Consider the following 21,983-nt stretch of genomic DNA (forward strand, 5'->3'; position numbering starts at 1 on the left):
CGTGTTCATAACCGCGATCTTGCCAAACCATTTAAATGGACAAAGAGCGCCGACACGATACTGGCTTCAGTGCAGCGAGCCAAAAATGTGTCACCTAATTAACCGCATGGTCCACTAGCACTGGCAGCCAGGGTGGGCGTAAGCGTTGCTGCTAAACAGCTTGGGCTGCATCCTTCCCAAATTTACGGATGGCGAAGTAAAGTTAAGTTGTATCAGAGCCAAGGAGATGCCGAGAGAGAGCTGACCACAGAGAATGCTCGCCTGAAACGACAGTTAGCTGAGTAGGCTGAGGAACTCGGTATCTTATTAACCCGGCAATTATTTATTGCGGCATAGAGTGCTCATATATCTGGCAAGAACAAGTCTGCCAGGAAATGCGAGTGTAAAATTTAATTTCCGGATTAATAAAAAGGCCGCAACGTACTTTTCAAAGGATCTGAAATGAGGTGCGCCTTTATGCAATGGCACAGGCAATACTTCAGTACAAGGCTATGGCCAGGGTGTAGAGCGTACACTTAGTGGCTTTACGCTTAGGTATCAAGAGCGACCACCAATTCCAAGCAGCAATACTGGAAGCAGCTTGATAGCTTGATACAAGAGCAATTTATAGCCAGTAAAGAACGTAGTGGTGCACCACGTCTGATAAAAGAGCTGTCCAGTGACGGTAACAAATATAATCAAAAAACGATTGCTGCCAGTATGCGTCGGCAGGGATTACAAGCCAAAGCAGCCAAGAAGTACAAAGCCACGACCTATTCGAAACATAGCCTGCCACTGGCCCCTAATCTGCTCAAGCAGAACTTCGCACGGAATCAGAAATGGGTCGGGGATATCACCTACCTATGGACAGAAGAGGGCTGGTTATATTTGGCTGTAGTGATCGACCTCTATAGCCGACTGGTTATTGGTTGGGCCATGTCCGAAAGGATGGCGGCTTCATTAGTCTGTGATGTCCTACAAATGGCTCTATTGCGACGTAAAAAACCCAGGAATGTTATCTTGCATACTGACAGGGGAAGCCAATACTGCTCCAGAGATTATCAATCTTTAATTAAAGCATATGATCTGCAGTGCAGTATGAGCGCCAAGGGTAATTGCTACGATATCGCTGTGCAGAAACGTTTTACACTCACTTAAAGTGGAGGCGATTCATGGAAACCGCTTTTCCACAAGGTGTTCAATGCGAGAAACAGTATTTGAATATATAGAGATAGACTACAATCGATTCCGACTTCACAGCGCTAATGGCTATCTCAGCCCTGAGGTGTTTGAAGAACAACTAGTTTCTTAATGCTAGTTTCTTATGGGCTTAGGGAGAGTAATTCCCTCCCCCTAAGTGTTAAAGGCCTGCTAAGAATTACATGGAGCCAGTGCAACCGTTGGCTGCCAGGTAATCGAAGGCGGCTTTGGCCTGAACCAAACCATAGCCATAAGCATTATCTCGGCCAGCATCACCCAGATCTTCTGCAGTAGCCTGAAGTGCAGCGCGGATCTCGGTATTACTGCAGTTTGGATAGTGGCTCCAAACCAGGGCGGCTACGCCGGCAACATGGGGAGTCGCCATGGAGGTACCATTAAAGTAAGCGTAATTCGTTGCTTCGGTTTCTATAGTGGCGTTTGCTCCCAGCTGAGTCTGCAGGGTATTGCCATCGATATCGGAGATGCCTACAGAAGGGATATGGGTTTCCACACCACCGTGGGTACCGAATAGCAGCCCGGGCACGTTGTTGTAAATAATTGCCCCAATACCGCCCCCGGCTTCGCAATTCAGCACTTTTTCAGCAAAGCTGATATTGCCGCGTTGAATTAGGCAGATTTTGCCCGCCGCACTTACACAGGCAGATTCGGCGGTGCCACAATTCTCTAAAACTCCGCTGATCACCCCAATGGGAGTCCCTGTCATAGCTGCGGCTTCAACTTCAGCACCGGCTACTTCCAAAGTGGCTGCCTGGCCGCTGCCAGTGGGAATAGAGGAAAGTACCTGCACTCCAGGGCCAGCGAGCTCAACCTGGTTGGTTTGCTGGGAAAAACCAGCGATGTTTTTATCGCTATCGATCGCTGCTACGGAGACAACGGAATTGTAAGAAGCTGGGTAGCTATGACGGGTATTGCCATCATTACCTGCGGCGGCAACAGAGAGAATGCCACGCTTATTGAGGTTATCAAAACCGCGTCTCTCAAAGAAGCTTGCCCTGTCGCCACCAAGGCTCATATTAATTACGTTTGCGCCATTGGCTGCGCACTCTTCAGCAGCGGCAATCAAAGATGAAGAGTAGGCCCAACCATCTGCACCAAAGACTTTGACGATGTGCAAATTGATAGTGCTGTTTGGCATTACTCCTACAACACCGGTGTCGTTGTTCATGGCAGCGATAGTGCCAGCTACATGGGTGCCGTGGCTATTTTGGTCTTCATACCAGTTGCCGGCACCATCTGGGTCGCTACTACCGGTAACCGCATTACCTGACAGGTCTTCGTGTCCCAGGTCGTATCCGGAGTCAATGATACATACGGTGCGATTGCCAGCCTGCAGGTCGCTGAGTTGGTCTGCCTGTACCATAGGAATACCATAGGGCATTTCCTGGGACAGGGGATAACGCTTCAGGTCCTCTTCAATAAAGGCAACGTTTGGATTCCTGCGCAGTGCCATCAGCGCCTTTGCCGGAAGATGTGCGGCCATGGCGTTGTGGTTGCGAATTTCAAGGGCTTTTTGCCCTCCATTTTGTTGTACCAGAGACCTGACGGCCTCCCCCTTGCCTTCCTTGAATGTGACGATATAGCGCTTGTCTTCGGCATTGGCTGATATTGCGAAGCTAAAAGCCAGGGCACCGCTGGCAAATATCGAAAGGGCCTTTTTCATGAGTTACTCCTTAACAGATATTGTTTTATTTTTGGGGAGAAGAAATCCTTGCGAGAAGTAAATCCCGCCCTCCCCGACATGAAAAATAACAACCTTTTGGTTTTTGAGAAATAAAAAACGGCCTTTTTATATAAAAAAATACACTTTTTTTAAGTTGTTTAAAGTTGGCGCTTTTTTTATTGAGAAGTTTTCTTTTGTAAACGTTTATTTACGGCGGATTTAAAAATAAAAATACTACTTAAGTATTTAATTTTCAGCTTGCTGGGGCAGAAATTAGTAGTTAGGCACATTACCGTGCCTAACTACTTTAAGTGTGAGTTAATTGAGGGTTATCTTTTCGATCGGTTTGCCATTGGTGTCGAGCTCTATAATTTTGCCAATATTAAGCTCTCGAAGACCGCTCTCAATTTTCTTTTTGTCACCAACTATCACCCAGGTAAATTGATCTGGTCTAATGGTGTCTTGGGACAATTTATGTATGGTTGATAGATTTACTTCCCGGATTTTGTCTGTATAGCTATCCATATAATCCAGTGGGCGGTCGTAAATAATCATATTCGAAACTGCGCTGGAGACAGCGTTAATGGTTTCAAAGTTGCCAGGCAATTCATTGACCTTTTTGTCTTTGACCTTTTGCAACTCTTCTTCCCGTGCGGGTTTGCTACTTATGTAACTGCGTAGTTCAGTCTGTAATTCCATCAGGGACTCTTTGGTTTTATCCGTTTGCACTGGAGCATAAACCATTAGTGGTTGTTGGCCTTTTGCTCCGGTCAAAAAGGAATAGGCACCGTAGGCCCAGTGCTTATCTTCGCGCAGGTTCATATTCAAGCGCGCGGTGAATGTCCCTCCAAAAATATCGTTCATCATATGCATCGCATCGCGCTCGGCTATCTTCTCAGACGGTGCCAGTAAGCCGCCAATGATAATGCTTTGCTCTGCGTCTGGCTTATCGATCAGGTACAAACTGGCTTTTTGGGGATGTGCCACCTGAGCGAGGTTTTTCTGGGGCAGCGGGCTTTCTGGTGCGCTCCAGTCGCCAAAGTGTTGTTCCAGTTTTTGTGTAAGTGCTTCCAGATTGATATCACCAACAGCAATAAGGGTGGCATTGTCTGGGCGAAGCCAGGTTTTGTGGTAGTTCACCAAGTCATCGCGATTTAGTGACTCTATTGATGCCTCTGTACCGGAGCCAGTAAATGGTACGCTGTAGGCATGGCCTTCTCCATAAAGTAATGGCGGCAAGCTGCGCAGTGCCATTTGTACAGGACGGGTCTTTTCTTGTTGAATAGCTGCAATCCAGCGCGCTCGTTTGCGCTCAATTTCCTCTTTTGAAAATGCTGGGTGCATAACAATATCGGCGAATAATGCTACGGAATCATCTAGATTGGTTTTCAATGCGTTGAGGCGCACAGTAGAAGTGTCGATGTCAGCCCCTGCGCTGATATGTGCACCCAGCATTTCCTCTCTCGCGCTTATTTGCAGGGCGTCCAGCTTGCCGGTGCCTTCTTTAAGCATGGACATGGCATAACTGGAGGTGCCCAATTTGTTGCCTTGATCTGCGGCATAGCCGGCATCAAACTGCAGGCGCATATCCACAACAGGCACTGAGTTTCGTTCAGCCAGGATTACTTTAAGGCCGTTGGAAAGTTCGGCAATTTGTAGCTTGGGGAAGGGCACACTGGGGAAATTACCTGTTTCGGGGAGCTTGCTACGATCAGCCCCACTTTTAGCCACGTCATATTCGGGAAAGGGCAGAACTTCAAGATTGTAATCGCCGTTGGATAGCCATTTCTGTGCGGCATGGCGAACCTGTTGAGTGGTGATTTTTTGTTTTTCACTCAGTGCATCCAGGTAGGCATTGGGGTTGCTCTGATAGAGCTCTCCGCGCGCAAGGAGTACTCCTTTACCGCCCCAGCCACCGACTTGCTCGAGGTTACGCACCATTGAGGCATAATCGCTCATATTAACCCTGGCCAGTTCCTCGTGAGTTGGACCCTCGCTGAGGAACTTCTCTAACTCCTCTTCAATGGCGGCCTCGACCTCAGTAAGTGCCACTCCGGGCTTAGCGTCTGCGGTAATAGGGAAGATGGAAGAGAGTTCGAATTCATGCAGGCCAACACTGATGTTGGTGGCGATTTGATCTTTATAAACCAGGCGTTTATACAGACGTGAATTCTTGCCGTCACCGAGTACCGCTGCGGTCAGGGCAATAGCATTGGCGTCTTCATGGGTGAGATTGGGTGTATTCCAGACTTTATAAAGACGGGGTTGGGCTACACGATCAAACATTTGCTCGCGGCTGGATTGCTCCCGCTTGGCAATCCAGGCTTTTTTCTTGATTAACGGCGGTCCAGCGGGGATATCGCCAAAGTAATGGTTCGCTTTAGCCTTGGCCGTTTCCACATCGATATCGCCAGCCAAAACTAACACGGTATTGGCCGCACCATAGTATTGTTTGAACCATTTATGCACGTCCTCAAGAGTTGCCGCATTGAGGTCTGCCATCGAGCCAATGGTGGTCCAGGAGTAGGGGTGGTTTGCTGGATAAATCGCCTTTTGCATGCGCTCCCAGACCTTTCCATAGGGTTGGTTTTGCCCTTGGCGTTTCTCGTTCTGAACCACCCCGCGTTGCTCATCGAGTTTTTCCTGGGTGATAACCCCCAGCAGGTGGCCCATACGGTCCGATTCCATCCAAAGGGCCATATCCAAGGCGTTAGTCGGTACAGTTTCGAAATAATTGGTACGGTCCAGCCAAGTGGTGCCATTCATTCCCGTGGCACCGGCCTGCTCAAAAGGTTTGAAGTATTCGTCGTTGTAATTTTCTGAACCATTGAACATCAAGTGCTCAAATAAATGGGCAAAACCTGTGCGCCCAGGCTTTTCATCCTTGGAGCCAACGTGATACCAGACGCCCACAGAAACAATGGGAGCTTTGCGGTCTTCATGCACGATTACGCGCAGACCATTCGGCAGGGTAAATTTTTCGTAATTGATGGAAAGTGGGGCTGTGGTACTTATTGTGGAAGCTAAGGTGGGATCAGGAGAGTTCGTTTCGCGATTATCACTTGATGGCGCTTTTCCACAAGCGGATATGGCCAATGCTAGTGCCAGTGGGATGCTGTACTTTCGTACAATTTTCATAAGATTTCCTTGTTGAATTATTTAATACTCGTGTTTAAAAAGCTTTCGAGTAACTGGTAATAAAGGCTCTATCGCTAGCTAGGGCTGCTGATGGTTAAATCATTTTGAAATAATTAATTAACGGTCGCTTTCTTAGGGTGGCTAGTTTATGGCAAGGCTACCTGTGCGACACAATTAAAGGCTCAGGCGATAGATCTATTGTAAGCCTTTAAAGGTTCTCAAATACTCTAGCGGAAATGCTGGGTTTTATAGAGGGCGAGGGAGCGTCTGGCAAACACGTTGGTTTACACGCAGGTGGCTCCCTCTTCAGATAGTTCTCTCTATAGCCTGGCGGCTTAGTAGGCTTGGCGAATTATATCGATTCCCGGCGTGATGGCACGGTTCCAGGCGGCTTCAATTTCTGGAGAAAACTCACTGTCATGCTGGCGCAGGGTGGCTATAAGTGCATCCAGCCAGAGGCGGTACCATTCGGGACGAATATTGTATCCAGTTCGGTCGTGGCTTTTACCCAGGGCGCGTAGCTTGGTATCGGACATGCCGCGGGCGTATAGCACCAGCTGCATGATGCCGTTGCGCAGTAGGTGGCGCTGAGCCTTCATATCCGTATTGGCAAACAGGTTACGAATATCTGCAGAGCTGCCCATAAAGCGATCATAAAAATCCTTAAAGAATTCCTCATTGTTACAGCAGCGCCCGTAACTTTGAAAAACCATATCGCTGTCGGATTGTTCCATAGGTAAAAAATTTCCTTATGTGCACCCGCCGCTACTGAGGCATACGCCGGGTTCTGTTTAGTCGTGCTTTTGAAGGGGGCGTGAATTCTAGCGGCGCAGCTATTGAGCGAAAAGAACTTTCGTATCAATAGGTTACAGAGTGGAATGGGAGCGTTCGGGCTGCATATTGGCAGCAGGGAGAGAGCCTGCTCCTGTAGCCATATCTATTTATTGAGTACTTGGTACAAGCTTCCCTCCAAACAACGTCGAGGCGCATCGTGTAACTGGCTTATATGGGTGGGGCTTCTGGTTTGGCGTTTGGTGTCTGGCAACGCTTTGGACAAACGGTCTCTCAGGGAATCCCTGCCTTTTCAGGTCTTATTAGTGAAACTGCCATGTTTTTCCTTGTTTTCCTGTCGGCAGTGGTGCGGCGCAGTTGATATACTCCGCGCCCACATTTTCAGTTAATCGAAGTAGAAGAGGATTGGTGAATGGCGGTCAAATTGATGTCAGATCTGGAGCTTGCGGGTAAGCGCCTACTAATTCGCGAGGACCTGAATGTACCGGTAAAAGATGGCCGGGTAACTTCTGATGCCCGTATTCGCGCGGCGCTCCCCACTATCCAGGCCGCCATTGATGCTGGAGCCAAAGTACTGCTGATGTCCCATCTGGGCCGCCCTACTGAGGGTGAGTATGCAGAGGAATTCTCCCTGGCTCCGGTAGCTGCGCATCTGGGCGAACTGCTCGGTCGTGAAGTGGCCCTGATCAAGGAGTGGCGCAATGGCGTCGAGCTAGCGGATGGAGAGGTCGCGTTACTGGAGAACGTGCGCTTCAATGTCGGCGAGAAAAAAGATAGCGAAGAGCTGGCTAAGGCCTATGCGGCACTGTGCGACATATTCGTAATGGATGCCTTTGGCACCGCACACCGAGCCCAGGCTTCCACGCACGGTGTGGCCAAGTTTGCCCCTCTTGCCTGTGCTGGTCCTCTACTGGCAGCAGAACTGGACGCCTTGGAGAAAGCCCTGGCAGAACCTGCCCGTCCACTAGTAGCGATTGTGGGTGGTTCTAAAGTCTCTACCAAACTCACCGTGCTGGAGAGCTTGGCGGATAAAGTGGATCAGCTGATTGTGGGTGGTGGTATCGCCAATACTTTCCTCGCCGCGAGCGGTAAACCGGTGGGCAAGTCTCTGTGTGAGCACGACCTAGTGGATACCGCCAAGAGTCTGATGCAGAAATGCGATATTCCTGTACCCGTCGACGTCGTCACCGGTAAGGAATTCAGCGAGACAGCCGCAGCGGAAACTAAAGCCGCCGATGCTGTGTCTGAAGACGATATGATTTTTGATATTGGTCCAGAGTCTTCTGCAAAACTGGCTGAGATTCTAAAAGGCGCCAAGACCATTATTTGGAATGGCCCTGTGGGGGTATTCGAATTCGATCAGTTTGGTGCTGGCACCGAGCATCTTTCCAAGGCTATTGCCAATAGTGATGCTTTCTCTATTGCCGGTGGTGGTGACACCCTCGCGGCTGTGGATAAATACGGTATTGCCGATAAGGTATCCTATATTTCCACTGGCGGCGGCGCCTTCCTGGAATATGTGGAAGGTAAGAAGCTGCCCGCGGTGGCGATCCTCGAATCCCGCGCCGAAGACTGAGCACACAATAATGCACTCCACTGAGAGCGGAGTGCGATAAAAGCAAAAAATTACAAATACGACGAGTAGACGAGAAAGGAATTTATTATGGCTCTTATCAGCCTGCGCCAATTGCTGGACCATGCCGCCGAGCATGGTTACGGCGTACCGGCCTTTAACGTAAATAACCTGGAGCAGATGCGCGCGATTATGGAGGCGGCCAAGGAAACCGACTCTCCAGTAATCGTTCAGGCATCCGCCGGTGCGCGTAAGTATGCAGGTGCGCCCTTCCTGCGCCATCTGATCCTGGCCGCTATCGAGGAATTCCCGGAGATTCCAGTGGTAATGCACCAGGATCACGGCACTAGCCCGGCAGTGTGCCAGCGCTCCATTCAGCTGGGTTTCAGCTCTGTGATGATGGACGGCTCCCTGCGTGAGGACGGTAAAACCCCGGCTTCCTACGAATATAACGTGGATGTTACCCAGCGTGCGGTGGATATGGCCCACGCCTGTGGTGTTTCCGTTGAGGGTGAGCTGGGCTGCCTGGGCTCCCTGGAGACCGGTATGGCCGGTGAAGAGGACGGTGTTGGTGCAGAGGGCAAGCTGTCCCACGATCAGCTGCTGACCGACCCGGAAGAAGCTGCAGACTTCGTACAAAAAACCAAGGTAGATGCCCTGGCAATCGCCTGTGGTACCAGCCACGGTGCCTACAAGTTTACCCGTCCACCCACTGGCGACATCCTCGCAATTGATCGCATCAAGGAAATCCATGCGCGTATTCCAGGAACCCACCTGGTAATGCATGGCTCTTCTTCCGTGCCTCAGGAGTGGCTGGCGGTTATCAATAAGTTTGGTGGTGAAATCCCTGAAACTTACGGTGTGCCGGTTGAGCAAATTTGCGAGGGCATCAAGCACGGCGTGCGCAAAGTCAATATTGATACTGACTTGCGTCTCGCCTCCACCGGCGCCACCCGCCGTTTCTTGGCGGAGAACCCGTCTGAGTTCGATCCGCGCAAATTCTACCAAGCCGCTTTACAGGCGATGAAGGAAATCTGTGTTGCGCGTTACGAAGCCTTTGGCACCGCCGGTCAAGCCAGCAAGATTCGCCCACTTAGCCTCGATGCTATGAGCCAGCGCTACGCAGCCGGTGAGTTGGAGCCACAAATTAAGTAAGCGCTTACTTCTTTTGTGGGTAAGAAAGGCGGGCATTGTGCCCGCCTTTTTAATATATAAGTCACTGTTCACTCACCCAGCCTCTTCCTCCCTGGCAAAAATGCAGTACCATTGGTTCAATGGAAACCTTGCAAGACATCAGCGTTTACGAAAGCAGCCCGGTAACTCAACGCCCGGACTATTCGGCTTTACGGCAAAAGTTGCCGCAGCTCGACTTCGCCAATGACATGGCGCCGCTGTTGACTGAAATGCAGGATTATCGAAATTTTTACGATTTACATTTTCCTCTCTCTTATAAAACCGGCGTTGGCACTTTCACAGCGGCGGGCTTTGAGTTGGTTTCCCAGTACTGGCTGGTAGAAAAGCCTCGCGGTACGCTGTTTATCTGTCATGGTTATTTCGATCATACTGGTATTTATGGTCCCGCAATTCGCTTCGGTCTCGAGCGCAATCTCAATGTGGTGATTTTCGATTTTCCTGGCCATGGTCTCTCCAGTGGCGAGCGAGTTGCTATTCAGACTTTCCTGCAATATCGCCAAGTGTTTGACCGCCTTTTATCCATCGCTGAAGACAAGCTGCCTAAACCCTGGCACGCCCTGGGGCAGAGCACTGGTGGGGCGGCATTACTGGCTCATTTGCAGTTCAGTCGCAGGCAACCGCTGGATAAGGTTTTTTTATTGGCTCCTCTGGTGCGACCGGCCAACTGGTATATAGTGAAATGGAAGTACTATCTGGGCCGTTTGTTTATTAATGAACCTAGCCGCAAGTTCACAATCAATACCCACGATGCCGAGTTTTCCCGGCGCCAGGCCCTGCGTGACCCCCTGCAATCCAGGGTAATCTCCATGTGCTGGCTCGGCGCCATGGTAGATTGGATCAAGACCTTCCCTAAAACTGCCCGTAACTCCCGAAAAATCTTGGTTGTGCAGGGTACCGGTGATGCCACTGTCGATTGGCGCTATGATATGCGCGCAATCCGCGACCGTTTTCCGCATTGTCATCGGGTGTTGATTCGCGGTGCCCGCCACCAAATGATCAATGAAACCCAGCCCTATAGGCATCAGATATTGGCGGCTATGGATGACTGGTTAAATAAGTAGGACGTTAGAGTCTCTTATTTTCCCTTAGATACGCGATACTTTTTACCGCCGATATTCTCATACAATAAAAATCAAACGTTTTTATTGTTTCCAGGATGGTTTTATTGAGTTAGTAGTAATAATGACCAATATTATTTCAAGGAAGATGGGAGCCTCCTACCAAAGGCTTTCACCCGTTATCAGAGAAGTGCACAGTGGTAGGAAAGTGATTGAAGGGGAGGTAACTGTCGAAAGGGGCGCTTTACTTGCACAGATAATATGTAGTCTGTTTAGCTTTCCCAAGCAGAATAAGAAATGCTCTCTTCGTGTGGAGTGTCATCACTCTGCCAATAATATCCTATGGATGCGCAATTTTGATGGGCTCAAATTAAATTCTTACTTTTTCTCAAAAGGAAACCTGTTGTTTGAGCAAATGGGGCCATTGAGAATGTATTTCACCCCGGTAGAAGTTGATGGCTCACTTACTTATCATTTTGTGAAAACTAAGATTTTTGGTATTCCCTTGCCTGGCATATTGAGCCCAAAAATCTACGCCAGAGAATATGAAGTTGATGGCACTTATCAATTCGAGGTAAAGGTGAGTATGATCGCCATTGGTAAGGTTCTCTCTTATGGGGGAGCAATGAGTATTGTTGGCTCATGATTTTTTGATCAAAAAATCATTTGATAGTCAGGACTAAATATGCACTTGATATATGCACATAAGGCTCTGGTTTCAGTTAATTTGCTGTGCTTCTATTCCAATAAAACCTAGTCTAGGTAGCCACATATCCAATGTTGCCGCAAACGAGTCTGTGATAGTAATTGTGGTCATCAACCAGAGGTTTTCTAATATTACATTATTGCTATATCGATTACTGCCTACATTTTTCAGAAAGTTAAATGCTAGTAGAGCCAAATGGATTAGGAGCATAGCAATAGTTAGAAAGGGTGTAAAAGGCCCTGTTAGAGTTTTTGGATCCTGCGTTTATTTTGGACAAACTCCTAAAGTGGCACTGCATGGGGTCAATGTGGAAAATACGGTAATAAAAGAAATTGCCAAGGGAAGAATACCTGCGGGCAGTTTTTAACTTGGGCATAGATTTAATTCTGTGGTTTCCATTAATATCTCGGATGCCAGATAGATTCGCCTGCTCCAATGATGACCTTCTGGAAAGCGCGGATGAACCCCTGATGGGAATTATATTGCTGCAAAAATTACTATCTTCCACCTACAAACAATCAGTGGGCGATAAGAGCTAGGTCTCGAACGTTATCACCTTTTCTCAACAATTCATTGATTGTGAAATCTATATAAATGAGATAAGTCACTCTGTAGGGAGGGTGATAAAGTGCAGGAAGGTGGTCATGAATGGCGATATAAGATGATAATATATTTTTTTGTCTTGGTAAGATTAGGTTCTTTGGTTGAGGTAACTACTAGAGAATGTTGTTGCAGAAGGCAATTAAAGCTGTGACTATGTACTTGGCCGGATTGTCGCCAAGAAACTGACAAAATTGGAGAGTGTAATGTTTAGTCATATTATGGTTGGCACTAATGATATGCAGCGGTCCAAAGCGTTTTATGATGCCGTTTTAGGGGCTTTAGGTTATGAGCCTGGTGTTGTTGATGATAAAGGCCGCTGTTTTTACTTTACTAAATCTGGCGTCTTTGCGATCTCAAAGCCCATAGATGGCAAGCCAGCAACCCACGCCAATGGGGGTACTATTGGCTTTAGTGCGACGAGTACTGAAGAGGCGGATGCCTGGCACCAAGCAGGTCTTGCCAGTGGTGGGGTTGCCTGTGAAGATCCGCCGGGAATTCGTGAGGGGGTTGCTGGTAAATTGTATATCGCTTATTTGCGTGATCCCGATGGCAATAAAATTTGTGCCCTTCATCGCGTTGGTTGATATCAAAATGTAAATAATTAATGACTGCCTATCGAGCATAATTTTGTAGAGTTAGGCAGTCTTGAGTGATAGGCGATTTTAAAAGCGCCGTTCTTATTCTGGATTACTCTTCTCAACGGTTTTCTTTTCTGTCTTTTTCTCATCTGTCCTCTTTGCCCTTTGATCCTTTTCCTTTGGGTTGTTAGCTTCATTTAATTTATTATTTTTATCTATATTTTTTTTCTTTGGTGTAGCTGTGGGGTTAGGATCGGTTGGGTATTCAACTTTGCATTGGCCGCGTCCACTATCGGAGAGTACTATTTCATCAAGGTCGTCCATCACTCGAATGGGACCTGAATAGTATTTGCTCATACCAGCAACAAATCCTTTTTTATCGGCTTCGGTAACTGGAGGAGGGATAAGGTGCGTCAAGGTAACAGATTTTACTCCTGCTTTGGTTGCCATCTTGGCAATATCCAGTGTGTTGGAGTGATAATGTATAATTTGATCGGCTTTTTCATAGCGCAGGATCGCCCTGCGGTTATTTCCGGTTTGTTTGAGTTTACTGATATATTGCGAATAACTGAGAGCCTCTGAAATTAATAAATCGGCACCGCGCTCAATATTCTCCAGTTCATCGAATACATGGGTATCTCCGGTGATAATAACTTTGCAGGAACCAAAACGTATCTCATAGCCAAAGGCTGGGAAAACCGGTTCATGATGTACGGCAAAGACAGATACCGTTGTATTTCCATGCTGCCAAACCTCCTGGATAACTTCAGATTGATCCCCGGCGATATTTACCAAGTGAGGAGTGGCGACAGCCAAAACGGGGTCGAGTATTCCCTGTCTATTGGCCGCCCTGAATAGAATATCTGGTCCAAAACTCTGCTTGATTCCTTCCATGATATTGTGAATGCCATAGGGCCCATACACGTTAATCGGCTTATTGGCGCCCACAAACCAGGACTCATTAATCACCATTGCCAAGCCGCCAAAATGATCAGAGTGCCAGTGGGTAATAAATATTGGATCCACTTGCGCCAAGTTAAGGCCGAGTTGACCGATACGAGCTGTCGCGCCCTCGCCCGCATCCACAAGGAATAATTTTCCGCTACTGCGTATTGCCACGCAGGCTGGATGACGTAGCCATTGATAGGCTGGGTCCGGGGTTCCGGTGCCACAGAAGTAGATGTGCATTTTGCCATCGTCTTCTACATAGGGTGGATAGTGACGCAGGGACTCTGGCTGTTTTGCCATCAGCGGAGTGGTAGTGATTGAAAGGGAAAGAGAGGTTAAGAGTAGTTTGGCGAAAGCTTTTAGCATTTTCTTGCCAATCATTGGTTTCCGAGGTAACCCAAGCGTATGCTTGGATCTATAAAACTTCCATTCGGTTTTTTTGTATTTTTGTCGCTATTTCTTTCTTTGTCATGGGCGGGGAGAGAAGGGGCTTTACTGGATAATCAACATTAAAAGAAAGCAGCAGCTAGTCGGGCAAACGTATTTGCATCAGAGCCAGATAAGCCTGCACTAAAGAAAGTTCTTGACCAATCGCGTTGTGGCTAGAATCCAGTTTTGGAATAGATGCCCGCAAGTAGGTAATTAAACTATCCAGAAATGCTGGCGCCTGTGGGGATGAGAACTCTATAAGTTCACGCAAATTGGCAAGGGTGTTAAATAAAAAGTGCGGTATTACCTGGGATTGCAGTAGTCGCAAACGGGTATCTAGAGACTACCGTTCCAATACTTCTCGTTCACGTTCAAATTGCTTGGCTTGTTCTTGTACTGCTTCGTCGCGTTGGCGCAATAACTCGGACATAGCGATCCAAGGAGCTAACAGTATACCGGTAAGCATGATGGCAAGAAATCTCAGGTGTTCATCATGGTCTTGCCAAATGGATATCCCCTCTTTCTCAGTCACTGTCATATAAAGAACAATTAGTGTCAGGGGAGGGATAGGGCGAAGCCCACTACCCGGATTACCCAGCAATTGAATCAGATAAGGGTGGCGATTGAGGTTGTGAGTAGTTGTCGCCCGCTCGGTAACGACAGGATATTGATATGAGGTTTCAACTCCAGCGCATGGCGGCATATTTTCCTTAACGCTTGCCGCCATTTTCACACAAATGAACTGGGAGAAGCTTTTGAAAGATTCTTTACTAGAGCGCCGCCTTACCCTGCAAGTGCAGCTTGCGCCTCTGTGCCAGCGCATCAATGGAATAGAGTGCCAGGCCCAGCCATACAAACATAAAGGTGGTGAGTTTGCCTTCGCTGAATGGCTCCCCGAGTGCTTGAGTGGCAACAACAAGCATCAGCGAGGGTCCGATATATTGCAGGAAGCCGAGGGTAGATAAATTGAGCCTCCGTGCGGCGATGGTGAATAACAACAGTGGCACCAGGGTAATAGGGCCGGCTAAAAGCAGAAGGCTGTTCAACTCCCAGTTGTTGTGAAGCAGATTGCTTGTGGGACTTGTGCTGTAGAACAGGTAGATCAGAGCCGCTGGCATCATAAACAGGGTTTCCACGGCGAGGCCGGTAAGGCTTTCCACCGGCGCACGTTTACGCGCAAGCCCATAGAGGGCGAAAGACCCAGCCAGGAACAGGGCGATGACCGGCACACGGCCGAATTGCCAAAGCTCGTGAACAATTCCCAGGGCAGCAAGCGCTACTGCTAGCCATTGCAGCCGGCGCAGCTTCTCGCCCAGGAACATTACTCCGAGGACAATGTTGAGCAGTGGGTTGATGTAGTAACCGAGGCTGCTCTCCAGCAGGTGGCCGTTGTTGATAGCCCAGATAAAGACCAGCCAGTTACCACCGATCAGTGTGGTAGTGAGGGCGAGGGTGCGCACTTTTTTACCATCGCGCAGTGTGGCCTTGAGAGTGGGCAGCTTGCCTAACAGCAACATAATCAGCAGTGCCAGAGCCAGCGACCAGATACTGCGGTGAGCGAGGATTTCCGCTGCGGGGATGCCCTGCAGTTGGTTGAAGTAGAGCGGAGCCAGCCCCCAAATCAGGAAGGCGGCAACGCCGGCAAGCAAACCGGTAGTGGCGGTATCGTTAGTACGCAAGGGAACACCTGCTATGAAAAATGCGGTGTCGGCTTGGACCAGGGCACGCGAGGGGTTGCGTGTGGCACTGAGCCAACAAAGATAGAATAGGAGTTGCTATTGTAGAAGTGAGCGCCAGGGTGGATCAATCCTTTTATCGACCAGCCGAAGGCGTTGAAAGACGGGTGGCAGAGGGATTGCACACCCGTCCTGAGGGGCTTAAACAAATTAGAACAATACGCGGCAGCGCAGGGTGCCGGGAATATTCTTCAGTTTCTCCAGGGCCAGGTCTGAGTAGGCCGCATCCACATCAATCACAACATAACCCACTGTCTCGTTAGTCTGCAGGTACTGGGCGGAGATATTGATGGCATTTTCTGAGAATACCTGGTTAATCGCGCTCAGTACGCCAGGAACGTTCTTGTGGATATGTAGCAGGCGGTGGGTACCTGCGTGTCCTGGCAGTGCCACCTCAGGGAAGTTCACAGAGCTGGTGGTGGTGCCGTTATCAGAGTAGTGCGCCAGCTTTTCCGCTACCTCGGTGCCGATATTCTCCTGCGCCTCCATGGTGGAGCCTCCCACATGGGGGGTAAGCAGGGCGTTGTCGATACCGCGTAGTGGTGAGACAAACTCGTCGTCATTGCCGCGGGGCTCTACGGGGAACACATCGATAGCGGCGCCTGCCAGGTGCTTGCTGTTGAGGGCCTCTGCCAAAGCCTCAATATCCACTACGGTGCCGCGGGAGGCATTCAGGAGAATCGCCCCGGGTTTCATCTGCGCTATCTGCTCTTTTCCTATCATCATCTTGGTAGAGGGCAGCTCGGGTACATGCAGGGAAACCACATCGGACTCGCGCAGTAACTCTTCCAGGGAGCCCACCTGGCTGGCATTACCCAGTGGTAGCTTGGTGATGACATCGTAAAATTTCACCCGCATACCGATGGCTTCCGCCATGACCGAAACCTGCGAACCAATGGCGCCGTAGCCGATAATACCCAGGGTCTTGCCGCGGGCTTCGAAGGAGCCGGCAGCGGACTTGAGCCAGCCACCACGGTGACACACCGCATTCTTTTCGGGAATGCCGCGCAGCATAAAAATGGTCTCGGCGATGATCAGTTCTGCCACGCTGCGTGTGTTGGAATAGGGCGCGTTAAATACAGAGATACCGAGCTCGGTGGCCGCTTGCAGATCCACTTGGTTGGTGCCAATACAGAAGCATCCAACGGCAATCAGTTTGGTGGCATTTTCCAATACCTTGCGGGTCAGCTGGGTGCGAGAACGAATACCGATAAAGTGGGCATCCGCGATCTTCTCGATCAATTGGTCTTCAGGCAGTGAAGTTTTCAAGTACTCCACATTGGTGTAGCCTCGCGAGGCCAGCAGGTCGATCGCCGACTGGTGTACACCTTCCAGCAGCAGAATGCGAATCTTGTCTTTTTGCAGGGACTTTTTTTGATCGGAATTGTGCGGAGCCATAAACTATCTCTTCACTGAGTGCGGATAACGCGGTGTAAAAAGTGCTTTGCCACTTCTAATAGATGTGCCGAAGTCTGGCGAAGGCGCGATCATAGCACATGCTGATTACATCGCTTTATTCGAAATTCCTATCCTAAGTATCTTATTTATTTATGTACCAACACCAATATACTTGCGGCAGTGAAGTTCCTTTCAAGCTGGGCAAGATTGTCTGTGTGGGGCGCAACTATGCCGACCACGCCGCGGAACTGAATAACCCGGTACCGGAAGAACCTTTGCTGTTTATTAAGCCTGCCACTGCGGCGGTAGAGATGGCCGAGCCTATTCACTTGCCCACAGGGCGGGGCAGCTGTCACTTTGAGGGTGAATTGGCACTGCTAATTGGTGAAAAACTGTGCAATGCTAATGCCACAGAAATATCCTCCGCCATCGCTGGATTGGGCCTCTCACTAGACCTGACCCTGCGCGATCTACAAGCGAAGCTAAAGCAGGCCGGGCACCCCTGGGAAAAGGCCAAGGGCTTCGATAACTCCTGCCCACTCTCTCCTTTTGTCAAACTGGACTGGCTGCCGGACTGGGACAAGCTCAGTTACTCTCTGTGGCTTAACGGCGAGCTGCGTCAGCGCGGCAAAACTGAGCATATGCTCACTCCAATTCTAGATCTGGTGGCTTATATCAGCAGCTTCTTCACTCTGGAACCTGGCGATGTGGTACTGACTGGTACGCCTGCGGGTGTCGGTGAGTTGCAACACGGTGACAAGTTGATGATGCAGCTTCAGGATGATTGGTTGCAGGTGGAGACGACGGTCGTGTAATTCCATGGGCGGCCCTTAACCGTATCCGGCCGACTTGCTTAGTACGTATGAAAGCCGACTGAGCCATCATTCTCTTTGATTTGTGATCACATTTTCGATATAACCTGGAAAAACTAACAGTCTCAGACGAGGTGTGCCATGACAGAAAAAAATAACATCCCGCAAAACCTGCAGGAATGGCAGGCCCTGGCGGCCTCTCTCAAGATCGAAGGTCGCGCCTTTATCCATGGCGAGTATGTGGATGCCTTATCGGGGGAAACCCGCGCGACCTATAACCCCGCCAATGGCGAGGAACTGGCACAAATCAGCAGTTGTGGTCCACAGGATGCCGACTTGGCCGTGCGTGTGGCGCGGGAGACCTTTGAGTCCGGTGTTTGGTCAAAAATGCCGCCGATGCAGCGCAAGAAAATTCTGGTGCGCTTCGCCGATTTGATTGAAGAGCACCTGGTCGAAATTGCCCTGCTAGAGAGTCTGGATGCAGGCAAACCCATCGGTGACACCATGGCCGTAGATGTCCCCGGTGCGGCCACCACTATTCGCTGGAGCGGCGAGGCCATCGATAAAATCTACGATGAGGTGGCGCCCACGGGCCCTGGTGAGTTAGGACTGGTCACGCGTATGCCTCTGGGAGTAGTCGCGGCGATTGTCCCCTGGAACTTCCCACTGTCCACCACCGCCTGGAAGCTGGGCCCGGCTCTGGCCACCGGCAACAGCGTTATTCTTAAGCCAGCCTCCAATACCCCGCTGACAGCAATTAAATTGGCCGGCCTAGCCAAGGAAGCGGGCCTGCCCGATGGCGTCCTCAATGTACTGCCGGGGCCCGGCAGCAGCTTGGGTAAGGCATTGGGGCTGCACATGGACATCGACTGTCTCACCTTCACCGGTTCCACCGAAGTGGGCAAGACCCTCACCGAATACTCTGGCCAGTCGAACCTAAAGCGCACTTTCTTAGAGCTGGGTGGAAAGAGTCCAAATATCGTTTTTGCCGATGCGAACCTGGATAAAGCAGCCGATGCCGCGGCATTGGCAATTTTCTACAACCAGGGAGAGACTTGCACCGCCGGTTCGCGCCTGTTGGTGGAAAAGAGCATTGCTGACGAGTTTATTCAAAAGGTAAGCAAGGCCGCCGAACGCTTTAAGCCTGGCCATCCGCAAGACCCGAATACTGCAATGGGTGCACTGATCGATCGCAGCCAATTCGATACCGTTGAGTTCTATGTAGCCAAGGGTCTCGAGCAGGGTGCGCAGCTGGTGTGTGGCGGCAAGCCGGTAGATGAAGTAGCCGGTGGTTACTATTACGAGCCCACGGTTTTCCGCAATGTGACTGGTGATATGACGATCGCCAGAGAGGAGATCTTCGGTCCAGTATTGTCGGTTATTGAGTTCGAAACCGAAGAGGAGGCGCTCGCTATCGCCAATGACTCTATCTATGGCCTAGCGGCAGGTATATGGACCAATAACCTGGGCCGTGCCCATCGTATGGCCCGTGATATCTATGCGGGTTCCGTGTGGGTAAACAATTACTTTGGCGGAGATATTACCGTGCCCTTCGGCGGCTTTAAGCAGTCAGGGAATGGGCGCGACAAGTCCCTGCACGCTTTGGATAAGTATTGTGAATTAAAATCTACCTGGATTGATCTGAGCTAGCCCCCTATAGCATAGATTCGCAAAAGGGCCACAAATAGTGGCCCTTTTTTCTCGCACTCTCTCTTATTTCTTTTTCCTATTTCCCTTTTTGACTGTCACCTGGCTGCTCTATCTGGCGTGAATTTTCTAGTCAGCTATACCTAAGTTATCGCCCTAAACAAAAGCCTTCGACGACATGGTTCGCTTTTTGGGTTTGAGGTCGCGAAATAATTCAGCATGAGGAGATTAGGCTTGAGAAAAATTTGCCTGTTTATCGTTATCCTGGCTGTAAGCGGAATAACAACTCTACGGGCAGCGGAGGCCCCCAGGTTTGGAGAGATTGCGGGGTTGGTCAGTGTGGAACGAATCTACGCTCAAGCCGTACGCAATACACCAGCGCACAGCCTGATTGGAAATTGGATGGAAGTATTTGTCAGCCACGGCGATGTAGTGGAAAAGGGACAGCTTTTGGCTCTGTATAAAAGCACCAGGGGTAGGGCTGTGCTTGAATATATCGCCAGTCGTTCCGGACGTGTACTTATCAATAGCCGGGCTGGGCATAACTCTGTGGGAAATATTCTGGAAATTATCACGGTTCCCCATGATGAATATTGCCAGCATGTCGATTGCACGACTTCGACAGAGCAGTAGAAAATATCTATTTGGCCGATCCACTGGTTGTGGTTAACCTTGGGGTTCTGGAAGAGGACCTCTAACGCTATGAAAATGATTTATACCCATGAAAACCGCCTCTTGGTAGAACTGGCAAAAAGTCGTCTGGAGGTTGCTGGTATAGCGGTCAAATTAAAGAATGAATTTGCTCAGGGGGCATCTGGGGAGCTGGCGCCCAGCCAAGTTTGGCTGGAGCTGTGGCTTGAGCGCGATCGAGATTACGAACACGCGTGCCAGTTGTTACAGGATGCCGAGGCTGAACAGATTGGATGGTCCTGCTTTGATTGTGGTGAAGATAATGGGGCGGCATTCGATTATTGTTGGCAATGCGGTAAGACAAGGCCAGCTGTCGGCGAAGATTAACTTCTATGCTAATTTTATTAGAAAATTATAAATACATAAGCTGTTATTGCGCGTTAAAATAAGTAGCGTAAGTTTAACCGGAAGAAATTTACCAGTTCTTTTGTTCTTCATTATGTAAGCTTGTTCATACTTTACACAGTAAAATCCAACACTAATTTCATTTTCAGGATGACCTATGAGCGATCTACCTCACGGTGTTTCTATCGGATTGGAGCAGAATGGGAATCATTTTTTTTTGACACTGCGGGCCCGAGGAAAGTTGACTCATGAGGATTACCAAACCATGGTCCCCATGCTCAACTCTGCCCTTGCCGGAGTAGAAAACCCAAAAATAGATTGTTTGATGGATGCCAGTGAGTTGGAAGGTTGGGAACCTCGCGCCGCCTGGGATGACTTAAAGTTGGGGTTATCTCACGGACGCGATTTCAATCGAGTTGCTGTTATCTCCGATAAGCGCTGGATGAAAATCGCCAGCAAGGTGGGGAGCTGGTTTATCGGTGGTGAGTACAAAGTGTTTGATTCCGAAGACAGTGCCATGGCTTGGTTGCGTGAGGAGGCATAGAGAGGCTATTGATGGCCGACTTTTAGAGATAACCTTTTAGGTTTTCCCAGTAATAGAAAGTTCAAATCATTTAATTTTTTAATTATGCCTATTTTGGGCTTTACGTTATTAGCCTTATTTTGATTTGGTGAGGTTAATAAGAATAACCAATAGAAAGGAATTGTTTATGTTCGAGTGGGTAGTCAACCCGGAGGCCTGGATTGCTTTGGCCACGTTGGCGGCGTTGGAAATAGTGCTGGGCATTGATAATATTATTTTCATTTCAATCCTCGTCGGGCGTTTGCCACCCAAACAGAGAGAGCCAGCACGTTATATAGGTCTGATTCTTGCCATGGTAACGCGTCTGGCATTGTTGTTTTCTATCGTCTGGATTATGGGATTGGTGGAACCACTATTTAGCGTTTTCTCTATAGAAATATCTGGGCGCGACATTATTTTGGTCGGAGGCGGTTTATTTCTGATTGGTAAAGCCACCCATGAGATTCACAACAGCTTGGAAGGTTCCGAGACGGATGCCGCAACTTTGGGAACAGCCGGCTTTGGTATGGTTCTTCTACAAATTGCCATTCTCGATATTGTATTCTCACTCGACTCAGTGATTACCGCTGTGGGACTGGTCGATGAAATCTCCATTATGGCGGTCGCAATTGTCTTGGCAGTGATGGTAATGCTAGTCGCCGCTAAGCCGATAGGTGACTTCGTCGATCGCCATCCTACAGTTAAAATCCTTGCATTGGCATTTCTGATCATGGTGGGTCTCACCCTGATAGTGGAAGGCTTCGATGTGCATGTTCCCAAAGGCTACATCTATTTTGCCATGGCATTCTCAATGGCGGTGGAAATGCTTAATCTGCGCCTGCGTAGCAAGAGAGAACGCAAGACGCCACCGGTAAAGTTACACCATACATTGCGGGAAAATGGTGATTGAGCGA

The 21,983-nt window shown here is 49.2% G+C and carries 20 protein-coding genes and 1 pseudogene; 13 read left to right on the forward strand and 8 right to left on the reverse strand.

Annotated features, from left to right (window positions below):
* The first annotated feature begins 132 nt into the window (after positions 1-132).
* Complete coding sequence (locus tag LC073_RS22030) at positions 133-285, forward strand: transposase (RefSeq protein ID WP_413231464.1); 153 nt, start codon at positions 133-135, stop codon at positions 283-285.
* A 288-nt stretch (positions 286-573) separates the two neighbouring features.
* Positions 574-1,291, forward strand: a pseudogene (locus LC073_RS22035) (IS3 family transposase); the annotation flags it as partial.
* Positions 1,292-1,357: 66 nt separating this feature from the next.
* Here LC073_RS22035 and LC073_RS19765 read toward each other — a convergent pair.
* The 3 genes from LC073_RS19765 to LC073_RS19775 form a co-directional block, all read right to left on the reverse strand.
* A complete protein-coding gene (locus LC073_RS19765; protein WP_226649098.1) occupies positions 1,358-2,860 on the reverse strand; it encodes a S8 family serine peptidase in 1,503 nt (500 codons plus the stop codon).
* 318 nt (positions 2,861-3,178) lie between these two features.
* Positions 3,179-5,998: a M16 family metallopeptidase gene (locus tag LC073_RS19770; RefSeq protein ID WP_226649100.1), complete on the reverse strand. Its 2,820-nt coding sequence runs from the start codon at positions 5,996-5,998 to the stop codon at positions 3,179-3,181.
* Positions 5,999-6,333: 335 nt separating this feature from the next.
* Entirely contained in the window at positions 6,334-6,732 is a 399-nt protein-coding gene (locus LC073_RS19775) for a globin (RefSeq protein ID WP_152455484.1), read from the reverse strand.
* Positions 6,733-7,202: 470 nt separating this feature from the next.
* Between LC073_RS19775 and LC073_RS19780 the strand changes: the two genes are divergently transcribed.
* The 5 genes from LC073_RS19780 to LC073_RS19800 all read left to right on the forward strand — a co-directional run bounded on the left by LC073_RS19780 (position 7,203) and on the right by LC073_RS19800 (position 12,508).
* Positions 7,203-8,366: a phosphoglycerate kinase gene (locus LC073_RS19780; RefSeq protein WP_226649102.1), complete on the forward strand. Its 1,164-nt coding sequence runs from the start codon at positions 7,203-7,205 to the stop codon at positions 8,364-8,366.
* Between the two features lie 87 nt (positions 8,367-8,453).
* Positions 8,454-9,518, forward strand: a complete 1,065-nt coding sequence (gene fba, locus LC073_RS19785; protein WP_226649104.1) for a class II fructose-bisphosphate aldolase — start codon at positions 8,454-8,456, stop codon at positions 9,516-9,518.
* Positions 9,519-9,637: 119 nt separating this feature from the next.
* Complete coding sequence (locus tag LC073_RS19790; protein WP_226649106.1) at positions 9,638-10,618, forward strand: alpha/beta hydrolase; 981 nt, start codon at positions 9,638-9,640, stop codon at positions 10,616-10,618.
* Positions 10,619-10,739: 121 nt separating this feature from the next.
* On the forward strand, positions 10,740-11,261 hold the full coding sequence (locus tag LC073_RS19795; protein ID WP_226649107.1) for a DUF4166 domain-containing protein: 522 nt from the start codon (positions 10,740-10,742) through the stop codon (positions 11,259-11,261).
* Between the two features lie 866 nt (positions 11,262-12,127).
* A complete protein-coding gene (locus LC073_RS19800; protein ID WP_226649109.1) occupies positions 12,128-12,508 on the forward strand; it encodes a VOC family protein in 381 nt (126 codons plus the stop codon).
* A 93-nt stretch (positions 12,509-12,601) separates the two neighbouring features.
* Here the strand turns inward: LC073_RS19800 and LC073_RS19805 are convergent, their stop codons facing one another.
* From LC073_RS19805 to serA, 5 genes are all read right to left on the reverse strand, one after another.
* Positions 12,602-13,831, reverse strand: coding sequence for an MBL fold metallo-hydrolase (locus LC073_RS19805; protein ID WP_226649110.1), 1,230 nt, complete (start codon positions 13,829-13,831; stop codon positions 12,602-12,604).
* Between the two features lie 145 nt (positions 13,832-13,976).
* Positions 13,977-14,207 (reverse strand): histidine kinase, encoded by a 231-nt coding sequence (locus LC073_RS22040; RefSeq protein ID WP_226649112.1) that lies wholly within the window; start codon positions 14,205-14,207, stop codon positions 13,977-13,979.
* Positions 14,208-14,222: 15 nt separating this feature from the next.
* Entirely contained in the window at positions 14,223-14,582 is a 360-nt protein-coding gene (locus tag LC073_RS19815) for a hypothetical protein (protein WP_226649114.1), read from the reverse strand.
* Between the two features lie 67 nt (positions 14,583-14,649).
* Positions 14,650-15,558, reverse strand: a complete 909-nt coding sequence (gene rarD / locus LC073_RS19820) for an EamA family transporter RarD (protein ID WP_226649116.1) — start codon at positions 15,556-15,558, stop codon at positions 14,650-14,652.
* Between the two features lie 207 nt (positions 15,559-15,765).
* The gene (gene serA, locus LC073_RS19825; RefSeq protein WP_226649117.1) at positions 15,766-17,013 is read right to left on the reverse strand and encodes a phosphoglycerate dehydrogenase; all 1,248 of its coding nucleotides are present in this window, start codon (positions 17,011-17,013) and stop codon (positions 15,766-15,768) included.
* Positions 17,014-17,165: 152 nt separating this feature from the next.
* On the opposite strand from serA, the gene LC073_RS19830 reads away from it, so the two are divergent.
* From LC073_RS19830 to LC073_RS19855, 6 genes are all read left to right on the forward strand, one after another.
* On the forward strand, positions 17,166-17,828 hold the full coding sequence (locus LC073_RS19830) for a fumarylacetoacetate hydrolase family protein (protein WP_226649119.1): 663 nt from the start codon (positions 17,166-17,168) through the stop codon (positions 17,826-17,828).
* Positions 17,829-17,966: 138 nt separating this feature from the next.
* Positions 17,967-19,475 (forward strand): aldehyde dehydrogenase, encoded by a 1,509-nt coding sequence (locus LC073_RS19835; RefSeq protein WP_226649121.1) that lies wholly within the window; start codon positions 17,967-17,969, stop codon positions 19,473-19,475.
* Between the two features lie 231 nt (positions 19,476-19,706).
* Positions 19,707-20,105 carry a hypothetical protein gene (locus tag LC073_RS19840; RefSeq protein ID WP_226649123.1) on the forward strand — a complete coding sequence of 133 codons (399 nt, stop codon included), beginning with the start codon at positions 19,707-19,709 and terminating at the stop codon, positions 20,103-20,105.
* Between the two features lie 69 nt (positions 20,106-20,174).
* Positions 20,175-20,489 (forward strand): DUF2007 domain-containing protein, encoded by a 315-nt coding sequence (locus tag LC073_RS19845; protein WP_226649124.1) that lies wholly within the window; start codon positions 20,175-20,177, stop codon positions 20,487-20,489.
* Positions 20,490-20,664: 175 nt separating this feature from the next.
* Positions 20,665-21,051: an STAS/SEC14 domain-containing protein gene (locus LC073_RS19850; RefSeq protein WP_226649126.1), complete on the forward strand. Its 387-nt coding sequence runs from the start codon at positions 20,665-20,667 to the stop codon at positions 21,049-21,051.
* 166 nt (positions 21,052-21,217) lie between these two features.
* On the forward strand, positions 21,218-21,979 hold the full coding sequence (locus LC073_RS19855; protein ID WP_226649128.1) for a TerC family protein: 762 nt from the start codon (positions 21,218-21,220) through the stop codon (positions 21,977-21,979).
* Positions 21,980-21,983: the final 4 nt, after the last annotated feature.

The organism is Microbulbifer variabilis, assembly GCF_020524905.1.
GTDB lineage: Bacteria > Pseudomonadota > Gammaproteobacteria > Pseudomonadales > Cellvibrionaceae > Microbulbifer > Microbulbifer variabilis_A.